General features: G+C 45.5%; 9 protein-coding genes. 3 read left to right on the forward strand and 6 right to left on the reverse strand.

Going from position 1 to position 14867, the window contains the following annotated elements; genetic code table 11:
* Positions 1 to 291: 291 nt before the first annotated feature.
* The 5 genes from betA to gltB form a co-directional block, all read right to left on the reverse strand.
* Positions 292 to 1989, reverse strand: coding sequence for a choline dehydrogenase (gene betA / locus ACVBJC_RS08255; protein ID WP_447160394.1), 1698 nt, complete (start codon positions 1987 to 1989; stop codon positions 292 to 294).
* 9 nt (positions 1990 to 1998) lie between these two features.
* Positions 1999 to 3462 (reverse strand): betaine-aldehyde dehydrogenase, encoded by a 1464-nt coding sequence (gene betB / locus ACVBJC_RS08260; protein WP_447160395.1) that lies wholly within the window; start codon positions 3460 to 3462, stop codon positions 1999 to 2001.
* Positions 3453 to 4058, reverse strand: coding sequence for a transcriptional regulator BetI (gene betI, locus ACVBJC_RS08265; RefSeq protein ID WP_447160396.1), 606 nt, complete (start codon positions 4056 to 4058; stop codon positions 3453 to 3455). The genes betB and betI overlap by 10 nt, the downstream gene beginning before the upstream one ends.
* Before the next feature lie 646 nt (positions 4059 to 4704).
* Positions 4705 to 6114, reverse strand: a complete 1410-nt coding sequence (locus tag ACVBJC_RS08270; protein ID WP_447160397.1) for an FAD-dependent oxidoreductase — start codon at positions 6112 to 6114, stop codon at positions 4705 to 4707.
* A gap of 5 nt (positions 6115 to 6119) precedes the next feature.
* Positions 6120 to 10568, reverse strand: coding sequence for a glutamate synthase large subunit (gene gltB / locus ACVBJC_RS08275; RefSeq protein WP_447160398.1), 4449 nt, complete (start codon positions 10566 to 10568; stop codon positions 6120 to 6122).
* 509 nt (positions 10569 to 11077) lie between these two features.
* On the opposite strand from gltB, the gene ACVBJC_RS08280 reads away from it, so the two are divergent.
* From ACVBJC_RS08280 to oxyR, 3 genes are all read left to right on the forward strand, one after another.
* Entirely contained in the window at positions 11078 to 11995 is a 918-nt protein-coding gene (locus ACVBJC_RS08280; RefSeq protein WP_447160399.1) for a TIGR01212 family radical SAM protein, read from the forward strand.
* Between the two features lie 210 nt (positions 11996 to 12205).
* A complete protein-coding gene (locus ACVBJC_RS08285; RefSeq protein ID WP_447160400.1) occupies positions 12206 to 12571 on the forward strand; it encodes an Hpt domain-containing protein in 366 nt (121 codons plus the stop codon).
* Positions 12572 to 12776: 205 nt separating this feature from the next.
* Positions 12777 to 13688, forward strand: a complete 912-nt coding sequence (gene oxyR, locus ACVBJC_RS08290; protein WP_447160513.1) for a hydrogen peroxide-inducible genes transcriptional activator OxyR — start codon at positions 12777 to 12779, stop codon at positions 13686 to 13688.
* 62 nt (positions 13689 to 13750) lie between these two features.
* Here the strand turns inward: oxyR and ACVBJC_RS08295 are convergent, their stop codons facing one another.
* Positions 13751 to 14830 (reverse strand): adenylate/guanylate cyclase domain-containing protein, encoded by a 1080-nt coding sequence (locus ACVBJC_RS08295; RefSeq protein WP_447160401.1) that lies wholly within the window; start codon positions 14828 to 14830, stop codon positions 13751 to 13753.
* Between the last annotated feature and the right edge of the window lie 37 nt (positions 14831 to 14867).

Genomic DNA, 14867 nt, shown 5'->3' on the forward strand with positions numbered 1-14867 from the left:
AAAAGCATGGTTATCCCTTGTTTTTATTATCGTTATGCCCGCTTTTAGCCAAATTTTGGCTGCAAAAATCCCTCAAGCCTTAATTGCCGCTTTTACGACAGTTAAGGTTTGATAAATTAAACGTGGCGATTAGTGCCATTTAGCCTCAGTGGCTTAGGCTGGCTACCTATACGTAAACAGTTTGAAGAGGCGGCAGAAGGATTGCCGAACATCTTCATCTCGTTTGTGGAGGGGCTTGGCTTAGCGCTAGTCGCGTCACAGTTACTGACGCGTCCTACTAAGCCGAAGCGATTATCTTGCTGGTGGTCGTAGCCTTTGCTGCTGTTGCCAATCTTGGCTGATGATCACTTCTGCTGTGCTTGGCGCGAGTGGCGTATTACCTAAGATTAAGTCGGCAGCGCGCTCGGCTAACATGATCGTCGGCGAATTCAAATTGCCATTGGGGATGGTCGGGAAAATAGAGGAGTCAATCACTCTAAGATTCTGCAGCCCATGGACTCGTGTTTCAGAGTCGACAACAGCCATGGGATCTTCGCCCATTTTGCATGTGCAAGAGGGATGGTAAGCGCTCTCAACAGCGCTTCTTACAAAGCTGTCTATCTGCTCATCTGTCTGTACCTGAGTTCCCGGTTGAATTTCTTCACCGCGGTATTCATCGAGCGCAGGTTGATTGATGATTTCACGGGTTAGACGCACGCAGGCACGAAAACCTTCGATATCGTCTTGATGAGACAGGTAGTTAAATAAAATGCTGGGTGCCTGCTTAGGATCATCTGAGATGACTTTGACACTGCCGCGACTCTTGGGCTTATTGTGGCCAATGTGCACCTGAAAACCATGCCCGGCAAACGCTTCTTTGCCGTCATAGCGCATTGCGGCAGGTAGAAAGTGATATTGTAGGTCTGGCCACTCTAGACCCGCTTTAGAGCGGATAAAGCCGCAAGACTCGAAGTGATTGGTCGCGCCTAAACCAGACTTGTTTAAGATCCAGCGGCTACCAATAAACAGTTTGTTAAGTGGGTCTAATTTGCCGTTAAGCGATATCGGCTTTAGGCACTTGAATTGGAAGTAAAACTCAAGATGGTCTTGCAGGTTTTCACCCACACCCGGCAGCTCATGTACTTGCTCGATGCCTGCCTTGGCTAAGGTATCAGCCGCTCCAACACCTGATAGTTGCAGGATATGCGGTGAGCCGATTGAGCCTGCGGACAGCACTACCTCTTTGCTGGCGTTCACATCAAGCATTTTTCCTTTACGCTCAAAGCGCACACCCACGGCTTTGTTCGTTTCACCTTGCTTGGTTGAAAACAGTACCTTGTGCACCTGAGCATGGGTGATAACCGTTAAGTTTTCACGCTTCATCGCAGGTCTTAAGTATGCATTGGCTGTTGACCAGCGCACCCCATTTTTAACCGTCATGTGCATTGGGCCAAAGCCCTCTTGCTGGGCGCCATTATAGTCATCAGTTGCCATGTAACCGGCATCAACACCGGCAGCAACAAATGCCTTGTATAGCGGGTTTTTCATGTTGTTGCCGTTGTTAACACCGAGTGGACCGTCAATGCTACGATAATCATCGCCGCCAAATGCCCAGTCTTCCGCTTTTTTGAAATATGGCAGGCAATGGGCGTAATCCCAGTCTTTTGCACCGTGCTGTTGCCATTCATCAAAATCGCGAGCATGGCCACGTACATACACCATGCCGTTAATCGATGATGAGCCACCTAGTACCTTGCCGCGTGGGCAATGCATACGGCGATTATCGAGATGAGGCTCTGCATCAGTTTCAAACTGCCAAGCGTACTTTTTAGTATTCATGGGGATTGACAGCGCAGTAGGCATCTGGATAAAGATGCTTCTGTCGCTACCGCCAGTTTCAAGCAGCAGCACACGATTATTGCTATCGGCTGATAGACGGTTGGCTAACACGCAGCCTGCACTGCCTGCGCCAACGATAATATAATCATATTGTGAATTATTCGTCGTCATATCAGCTCCTTAAAATGGACTTTCAAGAGGCTGCATACCAACGTATACGGCTTTTATTTGGGTATAGGCTTTTAGGGTCTCACTACCGTTTTCACGGCCAATCCCTGACATCTTATAACCCCCTACTGGCATTTCAGCAGGTGAGGCGCCATAGGCGTTGATCCAGCATATGCCAGCTTGCATCTGGTGAATAACGCGGTGGGCACGAGTAATGTCTTGGGTAAATACACCAGCGGCAAGTCCTAAACGGGTATCGTTAGCACGGCGAACCACTTCCTCTTCATCACTAAAGGGCAGCACTGACATTACAGGGCCAAAGATCTCTTCTTTACTGAGTGTCATCTCATCAAGGCACTGACCAAAGATGGTTGGCGCGACAAAATAGCCATTAGGGCTATTTTCTGGTGTTAGCGCATGGCCACCCGCTAATAACTCGGCACCCTCTTTTTTACCTATCTCGATATAGCTCAGTACTTTTTCTTGGTGGGCCTTTGAGATCAGCGCGCCAAAGTTAGTGGCTGGATCCATAGGATCGCCACAGATGATATTGTTTTGAGTGCGTGTTAGTAGCTTTTCAATAAACTGCGGGTAGATATCTTGTTGCACAAATACGCGCGTGCCGTTGGTACAGATCTCACCTTGGGTGTAGAAGTTGCCTAACATGGCTGCTGATACTGCATTGTCGATGTCGGCGTCATTGAAGATAATTAGCGGTGATTTACCACCAAGCTCCATGGTGACCTCTTTGAGGGAACTTGCCGCCGCGGCCATTACTTTCTTGCCAGTGCCAACTTCGCCAGTGAATGACACTTTGGCAATGTCATCATTGTTTGTGAGCCAAGCGCCAACCCGACCATCGCCTTGAACAACGTTAAACACACCATCGGGGACACCTGCTTCGGTAAAGATTTCGGCTAGCTTTATCGCTCCTAGCGGAGTTTCTTCCGATGGCTTAAAGATCATTACATTACCGCAGGCCAGCGCGGGAGCGGCTTTCCAGCAAGCGATTTGTAGCGGGTAGTTCCATGCACCAATGCCGGCGCAAATGCCCAGTGGCTCTCGGCGAGTGTAATAAAAGTCATCACCCACAGTTTGCTGATTGCCTTCAATACTGGGGGCAAGACCGGCAAAAAACTCAATGGAGTCTGCGCCTGTGACAACATCGACCACAGAGGCTTCTTGCCAAGGCTTGCCTGTATCTTGAACTTCGATGGCTGCTAACTCATCGTTGCGCTGTCGAAGCAGTGCTACGGCTTTAAGTAGAATGCGACTACGTTCTATGGCGGTCATTTTTGACCAGGTTTCAAAACCTGCTTTAGCGCTTTCAATCGCAGCTTGTTGGATTGTTTCATCGGCGACTTCGACTAAATAATTCACCTCTCCATTAGCTGGATTGATAACTTCGAAGGTTTCGCCTGTGGTATTTTTGAGAGCTTTGCCGTGAATATAATTGCGGTAAACGACTAGTGACATCGGGTTTCTCCGTACTGCATGATCACTGCCTCGATAAAGGCTTTAGATAGAATTTGGGCCTGCTGAAACTCTTTCTCTGGAGTAGGGCTTAGCGCACTACGTAGCCAAAAACCATCGATCATCGCGGCTGTCTGCTTGGCCGCGGAAATGGCGTTGGCTTTAGGGAGGAGTTGTTTAAAAGAGAACAGAAGGTTGCTGTATAAGCGCTGGCTATTAATGTGTTGTAGCCTAGCAAGGCCTGGCTCGTGCATGGCTTGTGACCAAAAGCTTAACCAGGTTTTTGTTGCGGGTTTTGAACGCTGCAGCTCAGTAAAGTTGGCTTCAACAATGGCGTGCAGTCGCTCTAGTGGTAATAGTGTTGTGCCTGCGGTACGGCTCAATAATGCTTGTTTTAGTTGATCTAGCAGATACTTTTGCGTTGCTTCAATCAGTCCTTGTTTACCGCCGAAGTAATGACTAATTAGCCCAGAAGATAAACCTGCCAAACCGCTGATAGTATTGATAGTCGTATTGTGCAACCCATGACGTTCTACAGAGACAAGAGTGGCTTCGATGAGCTGTTGTTGGCGGACGGTTTTCATTGGCGGACGGGGCATATAAAAGCAAATTCCTGAATTTAATTCTTATTGTTATTTTTTGTTTACTCTTGTGAAAAATTTGTGCTTTTGAATGTTGATTGAACGTTCAATTAATAACAACTCTAATGGTTAGAGCTATAACGATCAAGCTTTATCGGGAAATGAGATCTGCTTCACAGATTTAATTTGGTGAATTAAGCGTGTGGTTAATTCCTCTCAAGTTATTGTTTATATAGTGATAAATCACCAGCTTTAATTTTGCTTAAACAGGTCAGACGAGCTGAAAATTAATTTTGAATAAAAATTAGTTTTAGCTGTAATCGTTATTAAAGTCGCCTGGTTTGGGGCAAGTGGTGAAGCTGATAAATTTGACGCTTTGCTTTGATAGTGCTCTTTTCTGGTAGCTATTTAACGTATAAGGATTTTGGTGGGACTGGACGGGGCTGAGAATGATAGAGATTAACAGACTGCTAAAAATAGCAGGCAAAAAAAGGCGCTCCACTGGGAGCGCACAATCATAAGCGCATAATTACAAGTAACTAGGTATACATCTCTTAAATACATGAGGCTTTTAAGCCATCATTTTTAAAGATGATTTAGCTTTTTAAGTAATTTACTCTTATAAGTAATTTACTCTTATAAGTAATAGTGCTCTTCTAGATATTTAGTCTTCTAAGTAATTTAAAATGCCCATGGCGGCATCACGGCCCTCTGCGATAGCTGTAACGACCAAGTCAGAACCGCGCACCATGTCGCCCCCAGCAAACACCTTAGGGTTACTGGTTTGAAATGGATTATCGGCGACTTTTGGCGCTTTGACTAAGCCCCAGTCATTAAGCTCAATGTTGTAGTCATCAAGCCATTTTGCTGGGCTCGGTTGGAAACCAAAGGCGATAATGATGGCATCGGCATCAAGCACCTGTTCACTGCCTGCTATAGGCTCTGGGCGGCGACGTCCACTGTCATCGGCTTCACCGAGCTGGGTCTCGATAAATTCGATTCCCACCACATTACCGTCGATGGTTTTAATTTCACTGGGTTGACGATTAAACAGAAACTCAACACCCTCTTCGCGAGCATTTTGCACTTCACGCCGAGAACCGGGCATATTCTCCTCATCTCGGCGATAGGCACAGATGACTTGCGTTGCACCTTGACGTACTGCAGTGCGTACACAGTCCATTGCAGTATCACCACCTCCTAGCACGACGACGCGTTTGTCTTTTAGGCTGAGGTAGGGATTATCTAAGCATTCAGTCCCCATGACATTATGGGTATTACCAATTAAGTAAGGCAGTGCCTGATGTACGCCACTTGCATCTTCCCCGACAAGATTGGCTTTCATGGCGGTGTAGGTACCCATGCCAAGAAATACGGCGTCGTACTGTTCAATTAATTGCTTAAAGTCGATATCTTTGCCTACAGTGACACCTAATTTAAACTCGATGCCCATACCCTCAAGTACATTGCGGCGAATTTGCATCACCTCTTTATCGAGCTTAAATGACGGAATTCCATAAGTGAGTAGGCCGCCAATCTGCACGTTTTTATCAAACACTACAGCTTGAATACCGTTGCGAGCTAAAATATCGGCGCAGCCAAGACCCGCAGGTCCTGCGCCGACAATTGCCACTCGCTCTTTACGTGGTGTAACCATTGACATATCGGGGCGCCAGCCTTGTGAGATGGCCGTATCGGTAATGTACTTTTCAACATTACCGATAGTCACAGCCCCAAACTCTTCGTTAAGGGTACAAGCCCCTTCACAGAGCCTGTCTTGTGGGCACACTCGGCCGCAGATCTCGGGCAGGGTGTTGGTCTCGTGGACCAAATCAGCCGCTTCCATAATACGTCCCTGTTTGGCCAGTTGCAGCCAGTTGGGAATGTAGTTATGCAGTGGGCATTTCCATTCACAATAGGGGTTACCGCAATCTAAACAGCGGTCAGCTTGCTCTTTCACCTGTGGTTGGGCAAAGGGCTGGTAAATCTCAATAAACTGCGTTGCACGTTGTTTAGCTGCATGTTTAGTTGGGTCTTTACGCCCAACTTCAAGAAACTGAAAATCATTGCTCATGTTATTTACCCCGCTCTGACTGCAAGTGCAGGTTCTGATTGCGCTAACTTTAATAGATCATCTAGTGCAACACTTTTTGGTTTCACTAAAATGAAGCAATCTAGCCAGTTTTCGAAATCGCTCAAGATCATCTTGGCATGATCGCTATTGGTTTCTGTTACATGCTGCTCTATCAAATCGCGTAGATGCTGCTGATGTATTGGCGATTGTACTTTGTGTGTATCGACCATCTCGGTATTGACTCGGCGGTTAAAGTGACCATATTGGTCAAATACATAGGCAAACCCACCGGTCATACCTGCACCGAAGTTAACGCCGGTTCTACCGAGCACAACAACAATGCCGCCAGTCATGTATTCACAACCGTTATCACCCAAGCCTTCGACAACGGCAATGGCACCTGAGTTACGCACCGCAAAACGCTCGCCAGCTTTACCTGACGCGAATAACTTGCCGCCAGAGGCACCGTACAAACAGGTATTCCCTAAAATCGCCGAACGCTCGCTCTTGAATGGGCTTCCCAGTGGTGGATAGACACAAATTTTACCGCCAGACATGCCTTTACCGACGTAATCATTGGCATCACCGCATAGCATTAGCTCAAGACCCGGTGCGTTCCATACTCCAAAGCTTTGGCCTGCGCTGCCGTTAAATTTCAGGGTGATAGGGGCTTTCGCGCCGCTTTTACCAATGTGGGTTGCGATATAGCCTGACAGGCTCGCTCCTACAGAACGGTCGGTATTGTTGATGCTGAACATCTCACAAATGGATATACCGGCTAATACGGCCTCTTTACAATCTGCGACCAGACGTTGGTTTAATTGACCTTTGTCTGATGGAGGATTGATTTCGCGCCATGTAACCGCTGAGTTTTCTGGCACCTTAGGGCGATATAGGATCGGTGCTAAATCGAGATGTTGTTGTTTAGCCGTATCGCCCTCAATGGCTGCTAACCAGTCGCTGCGCCCTACCATCTCTTCAAACTCTGTTACACCCAGTGCCGCCATGTACTCACGGATCTCCTGTGCCACAAACTCAAAATAGGTCATGACGCGTTCTGGTAATCCATGGTAATGCTCATTGCGCAGTTTTGGATTTTGGGTAGCGACACCCGTCGCGCAGTTGTTGAGGTGGCAAATACGTAGGTATTTACAACCTAGAGCAATCATAGGCACAGTTCCAAAACCAAAGCTTTCAGCGCCGAGCAGTGCGGCTTTGATAACGTCCTTGCCGGTTTTTAAGCCGCCATCCACCTGTAAGCGGATTTTATGACGCAGACCGTTTGCGATCAGAGACTGATGTACCTCGGCAAGACCGAGCTCCCATGGGCTTCCGGCATACTTTACTGAGGTGATAGGGCTGGCACCAGTACCACCGTCGTACCCTGAAATGGTAATCATATCGGCGTAGGCTTTAGCGACACCGGTGGCAATGGTGCCGACACCGGGCTCAGATACCAGTTTGACTGATACTAGCGCTTTGGGATTGATTTGCTTCAAATCAAAAATCAGCTGAGCTAAGTCTTCAATCGAGTAGATGTCATGATGCGGTGGTGGTGAAATCAGTGTCACACCTGGGCGAGCATTACGTAGCGCGGCAATCTCAACGCTGACTTTATCGCCAGGAAGTTGTCCGCCTTCGCCTGGTTTTGCACCTTGAGCAACCTTGATTTGTAATACTTCAGCATTGACTAAATAATGTGCCGTTACGCCAAATCGACCCGACGCAATCTGCTTAATTGCCGAGTTACCTTCGGTATTGAAGCGGCGTGGATCTTCTCCACCTTCACCGGAGTTTGAGCGACCGCCTAAGCGGTTCATCGCAACGGCTAGTGCCTCATGAGCTTCAGGGCTTAGGGCTCCGATACTCATTGCGGCGCTGTCAAAACGTGGGTATAGGGTTTTAGCTGCTTCTACTTGTTCAATTTTAACGGGGGCAAGTTCACCTTTGACTTCAATTAAGTCACGCAATGTTGCAATTGGGCGATTATCGACAAGTTCAGTGAAACGTTTATAACTTGGGTAATCTTGATCTCTCAAGCTTGCTTGTAAGGTGTTAACCACATCTGGGTTAAAACAATGGTATTCGCCACCCTCAACATATTTGAGCAATCCGCCTTGGGTCAACGGCTGGTGCGCTCTAAATGCATTTTTGTGTAGCAGTTGCTGATCTTGTTCGATTAAATCGAACGTCGCTCCTTGAATTCGGCTTATCACGCCATTAAAACACAGCTCGACGACTTCATCTGCAAGACCGACTGCTTCAAATTGTTTACTGCAGCGGTAAGAGGCGACGGTACTAATGCCCATCTTAGACATGATCTTACGCAGACCCTTGTCTATGCCATGGCGGAAGTTAAGCATCAAGTCACGGGTATTTTCAACACCGTTACGCTTAGCTAGATCAGAGATGCACTCATACACAAGGTAGGGGTAAACAGCCGTAGCGCCAAAGCCTAGCAGCACTGCAAAGTGATGAGGATCGCGGGCTGATGCGGTTTCAACAATGATGTTGGTGTCACAGCGAAGGCTATTATCAACCAGCACTTGCTGTGCTGCACCAACCGCCATAGCAGCTGGGATCACTTGCTTAGATTTAGCGGTTGCACGATCTGAAAGCACTAATAAGGTGGTACCCGATCGCGCTAAACGTTCAGCTTCATCACAGATACGTTTAACGGCCGCTTCTAAACCTTCACTGAGGTCATAGTTTAAATCGACGGTATTGGCACGGTAGTAGGTGCTATCGAGTGCCATTAGCTGGTTGAAGTCGCTATATAGCAACACTGGCGAGTTAAACATCACACGGTAGGCATGACCTGTGGTCTCGTTGAATAGGTTTTGCTCACGACCCGCGCAAGTGGTTAACGACATCACGTGCTTTTCACGTAGCGGGTCAATAGGTGGGTTGGTTACCTGGGCAAACTTTTGGCGAAAATAGTCATAAAGGGTACGTGATTTTTTCGACAACACTGCCATCGGCGTGTCATCGCCCATAGAGCCTGTGGCTTCTTCACCTTTTTGAGCTAGCACCCAAATAACTTGCTCTAACTCTTCACGAGAATAGCCAAAGTGTTTTTGATATTGCAGCAGCTGGGCATCATCAAATTCACGTCTACCTTGATCGTTCGGTCCAAAATCTTCTGCAGGTTTAAGCACTTTACTATTTTTAGCCATCCACTCTTTGTATGGGTGGCGACGCTTTAAGTCGTTATCAATTTCAAACGATGAATAAAGTTGCCCATTAAGGGTGTCGAGTACTAACAACTCACCGGGTCCTACGCGACCTTTCTCGATCACTTCATCTGCAGCGTAATCCCAAATGCCGACTTCAGAGGCTAAGGTTAGTATACGGTCTTTAGTGATGACATAACGCGAAGGGCGCAAGCCATTTCGGTCAACGGCACAGGCCGCGTGACGGCCGTTAGTCATTACGATACCGGCAGGACCATCCCAAGGCTCCATATGCATCGAGTTAAAGTCATAGAAGGCCTTTAACTCTGCATCCATTTCAGGGTTACTTTGCCATGCTGGTGGGATCAATAGACGCATTGCGCGATATAAATCCATACCGCCAGCAAGTAGCATCTCTAACATGTTGTCCAGAGATGATGAATCAGAACCCGTTTCATTTACGAAAGGTGCTGCCTGCTGTAAATCAGGTAGTAATGGTGCGTGAAACTTATAAGCACGCGCTCTTGCCCATTGACGGTTACCGGTAATGGTGTTGATTTCGCCATTGTGAGCTAAATATCTAAATGGCTGAGCCAGCGGCCATTTAGGTGATGTATTGGTTGAAAAGCGCTGGTGGAATAAGCAGATTGCACTTTGGAGGCGGATATCTGCCAAGTCACTATAAAAAGCAGGCAGGTCGGCAGGCATCATCAGACCTTTATAGACGATGACCTGGCCTGAAAGACTCGCTACATAGAAGTCTTTATCGTGAGTAAGCTGTTGCTCTACACGCCGCCTTGCCATATATAAGCGTCGTTCTAAGTCTTTTTCTCGCCAGCCAATGGGGGCGTTAATCAATACTTGAACTATCTGTGGTTGACTCGCTTTACCAATTGGTCCAAGTACGTCGGCATTAACTGGCACATTTCGCCACCCTGCAACACTTAAGGTTTCCTTTTGGAGTTCTTGTTCAAGTAGCTGCTTGGTTTGCGAAGCTAAGATAGTATCTTGACTAAGGAAAAGCATGCCAACGGCGAAACGACGGCTTAAATGCCATTCATTTTCTTCGGCTATCGCTTTAAAGAAGTTAATTGGTAATTGCATTAATAGACCACAGCCGTCGCCAGTGCGGCCATCAGCAGCAATACCGCCACGATGCTTCATTCGGTCTAGGCCATGGATCGCGGTACGTACAATACGGTGGCTTGCTTCACCGTCCATCTGGGCTATTAACCCAAATCCACAATTGTCCCGCTCAAAACTTGGATGATATAAGCTCATTACTACACTCCCTAACCTCAACTGATACAACTCGGGAGATAAAGCAAAAAATCTCTATAGATATGCACCCGAATCAATCAAATTAACCTCAAGCGGGTTAAAGGTCAAACCAAATTATTGCATAAAAAGTAACTTGCAATTGATGTTTAATACACCTGTATTAATCGGTTTACCTTAACGTAAACTGCAGATCTTCACGTATAACGTTATGAATAAAAAGGATTTTGAAATTTACGGTTTTTTCTAGTCGCCTATTTGTAACTAAAGTGTTGATTGTATCTGTTTTCGGTAAAGTGATTTTTATTGCACATACAGTGAAATGATAACCACTCTTACTTGTGAGTATTTATGCATAAATAAACATGAGTGTAGTAAAGGTCAGTCGTTAGTAACGTAAAGAAATCATTAATAGTAAAGCGTGGTCTTTACGGTTATTTGAGCTAGCGCTAATTAATGAATTGTGGAACTGGTTAAAATAGCGCAAATTTTTTCGCAAGGTGATAGAGCAGTTGGGACTGGATAGTTACGTTAATACCTTCGGTGGTGTATGCAAACAAAAATATGGTGAGCGGATCCGTAAGCTGACTATTGATGCTAAGTTCACTTGTCCAAATCGTGACGGCACTTTGGGTAAGGGCGGTTGTACCTATTGTAATGTGGCTTCGTTTAGTCATGAACATAAAACAGAGCTTTCTATTCAAGAGCAACTTAATCAGGGGCGTGAGCGCTTATCATCTAAGTCATCGAAATATATTGCATATTTTCAAGCCTATACCAGTACTTATGATGAGTACCTAGTATTAAAGCAAAAGTACGATGAAGCGATACAAGATAGTGATATTGTTGGGCTCTGTGTCGGCACTCGGCCTGACTGCGTTCCTGATGACGTACTGGAGCTATTAGTTGGCTATCAAAATGATGGCGTTGATGTATGGCTAGAATTAGGCCTGCAATCGGCTAATGACAACACCCTAAAGAAAATTAACCGCGGACACGACTTCGCTGCCTATGAAGATACAGTTAAGCGCGCGCGTCATTTAGGCATTAAGGTATGTACTCATTTGATTTTGGGGCTGCCAGGTGAAAGCCATAAAGACTATCTTGAAACCTTAAATAAGGTGTTAGCCGTCGGCGTTGATGGCATTAAGCTGCACCCGCTGCATATTGTGGAAGGCAGCACCATGGCCAAAGCATGGCGTAACGACAAGATGAGTTTACTTGAGCTTGAAACCTATGCTTTTAGCGTGGGAGAACTGATACGCTGGACCCCCAAAGAGGTGATCTTCCATCGAGTTACCGCTTACGCCAAAAAACCTATGTTGTTAGCACCAGACTGGTGTGCCTATCGTTGGAATGGTCTTGTGGCAATTGTTGATGATCTGAAGGCAAAAGGCGGTCAAGGTACCTATTTGAAAAATAGCGTTTAAACTGTTAGGAGCTTTGTGCGAAAAACGTTCAAGTATCAGATTGGCAAGGTAGCCGCAAGGTTACTTTATTTAATGATAGGTTGGTAAAGTGTTAAAATCGGTGTAAATTTAACCTCGTGTGACAGTAGTTGTTGCACCGGTGATTTTAGCGGGTATTATGTGGTAAATTCGTATTTTTGTATACATGGCAATATTTTGAGAGGTGCCTAAATGGCAACGGCTGAATTAGAATCAATTCTGGATCTTAATACACTGGAGCAATACTGCAGTGCAATTGGTGCAGGTACGCTACTTAAAAGCGTCGTCTTGTTTGAACAACTGATGCCAGAGTACGTTGGCAACCTAGTCAGTGCACAAGAAGCTAACGATAAAGATACGCTTTGTAGCGAAGCGCATAAGTTCAAAGGCGCAGCGGGTTCAGTTGGCCTTAAACGTATTCAGCAATATGCCCAGCTATTACAACATGGCGAAGAAGCATCTTGGGAACAAGAGCACCAAGCATGGTTGAATGAAATTGTTGCATACGCTTCAAAAGACTTGCAGCAATTAAAAGAATACTTGGAGTCTAAGGCTTAAATTAACCTAGCTTCAATATTAATAGCGCAGTTTGGATTATCCACTGCGCTATTTTTTTATCTGTCGTTAAACAGTATCAAGAGATTATCTTGTACATTTTTGATTCAGTTCACAGTCTAACCGCTCTAAATCAGAGTTGGCTTAGCGTTTTATGGTAGAGTTAGATTGAACGATTAGATAAATAATGTCACTGGTAATCTATTTTATGAAACATCTACCAAGTTTAAAGAATCTGTTCTATCTGGTGAATCTACACCAAGAACAGAACTTCAACAGAGCCGCTAAAATATGCCATGTCAGCCAATCGACCTTGTCTAGCGGCATTCAAAACCTTGAAGAGCAGTTAGGTCACCAGCTTATTGAGCGTGACCATAAGTCATTTATCTTTACCGCGATAGGTGAAGAGGTGGTGATGCGCTCTCGTAAGCTGTTGACTGATGTTGATGATTTGGTCGAACTGGTTAAGCATCAAGGTGAGCCTATGACTGGTGAGATCCGCTTAGGTTGTATTCCTACTATTGCGCCTTTTTTGTTGAGTAATGTGGTTCAACATTGCAAGCAGGCTTACCCAGACTTAACGCTATTCTTAAAAGAAGACACAACCGATCGTCTGATCGACGCGTTAGGTAAAGGTGAGCTCGATCTGTTGTTGCTGGCTCTTCCGGTCGATACGAGTGGCTTTCATAGCATGAAGGTTGGTATTGATCCGTTCAAAATGGTAGTGCATAAAGATTTGAGCGATGAGATCCATGAACCCATCGACTATCAAGATTTACCGGATGAAAGTATTTTTTTACTGCAAGCAGAGCACTGTATTACAGGCCATGCCATTTCGGCTTGTCAATTAGGTGAGAGTATTAAAATCAACCCATTTGCAGCGACGAGCCTGCACACGTTAGTACAGATGGTGAACTGTAAACTAGGCACAACATTCTTACCGCAGATGGCAATCGATGCGGGGATTTTGAATAACACAGACTTAACGACGATGGCCCCGCCTGGTGAGACGCCTTACCGCGACATCGGATTAGTTTGGCGCCAAACATCAAGCCGAATTTTGACCTTTAGAACGATAGGATTAGAGATCCAAAAGTTATTAGAGCAAGCTGATAAATAGGTCGTTGGTATAAATAATAAAGCCGATAAAATTATCGGCTTTTTTATTGCTATTTTTTATTGCTAAGAGTTAGCGAGTTTAGGTGTGACACCAAAGACTTCGATGGAGTGTTGCTTACCTTTTAACTTGATTGGTCCTAAGCTATTTAGGTTGTACTGTGAGTCGCTATATTCAAGACGTGATTGTAGCGAGCCAGAGATCAGCATTCGCTGACCCAGTGGGTTACATTGGTCTTGTAACCGAGCTAAGGTATTAAGTACATCGCTAAAGAAGCTAATCTCTTGCTTCTGCACACCTACAACGGCAGCAACAACTTGACCGCAATGGGCCGCAGCCTTAAATTTAGGCACAAAGCCATATTGTTCTTCAAAGTAGCGTCTTTGCCAGCTGAGTTGCTGACTAAACTCATGATAAATATTAAAGCATCGATCTTCTTTAATACCGTCTTTTAATGGCCAGTGGATAAGAACTGCATCCCCCATATAACGATAAATTTCAGCCTCGTTATTGGTTACCGTATCGGCTAATAAACTAAAACTGTCTTGGATTAAGCGGCTAAAACGATAGTCTCCAAGTGATTCAGCATGAGTGGTTGATGCCACCATATCTAAATACAAAAATAAGCGCTGTTCATATCTTGGCTTATGATATTTACCTAAACCAATATTAAGTAGCACTCTTGGGCCAACTAATAGTGCCATCTGCTCAATAAATGCTAGGCCGACACGCACCACAACGAGATAGACAATCAATGCCTGGAATGAAGGACTATAAAGAATGTGCGCTGTTAACATTTGGCGCAATGTAGTCATATGGTTTTCAATGGCCCACATGTTGAGGTATTGGGTGATATAGGCCAAAGTTGTTGCGCCGAGCAATAAAAACAGGCCTTTAAAAACAACCGAAAAAACATAGGGTAAGCGATTGATAGCACTGAAATCTGCAATTAAGTTCGACATCCAGTGAAGGCTGCCGAAAATCAGGCCCATATAAATTGAAAGCGTGGCTAAATCAGCGGAGCCAATGGCCCACTGTGGAAGTTCTGGAGTTTGCGCGTATCTAAAAAATACGAAAGCCGCCATGGCCAAAGTCCAAGCGAATATAGCAAAGGCTAATTTTTTCGCTTGTATATGTGCTTTCACTATTAAGGGGGTATCCAAATACTACACGATTTTAGGA

The organism is Shewanella sp. 0m-6 (assembly GCF_052977325.1).

Bases quoted from the DNA above. Each gene is read 5' to 3' on its own strand.
- oxyR (WP_447160513.1), top strand. From the start codon at position 12,777: ATGAAACATCTACCAAGTTTAAAGAATCTGTTCTATCTGGTGAATCTA.
- betI (WP_447160396.1), bottom strand. From the start codon at position 4,058: ATGCCCCGTCCGCCAATGAAAACCGTCCGCCAACAACAGCTCATCGAA.
- gltB (WP_447160398.1), bottom strand. From the start codon at position 10,568: ATGAGCTTATATCATCCAAGTTTTGAGCGGGACAATTGTGGATTTGGG.
- betA (WP_447160394.1), bottom strand. From the start codon at position 1,989: ATGACGACGAATAATTCACAATATGATTATATTATCGTTGGCGCAGGC.
- betB (WP_447160395.1), bottom strand. From the start codon at position 3,462: ATGTCACTAGTCGTTTACCGCAATTATATTCACGGCAAAGCTCTCAAA.
- ACVBJC_RS08285 (WP_447160400.1), top strand. From the start codon at position 12,206: ATGGCAACGGCTGAATTAGAATCAATTCTGGATCTTAATACACTGGAG.
- ACVBJC_RS08270 (WP_447160397.1), bottom strand. From the start codon at position 6,114: ATGAGCAATGATTTTCAGTTTCTTGAAGTTGGGCGTAAAGACCCAACT.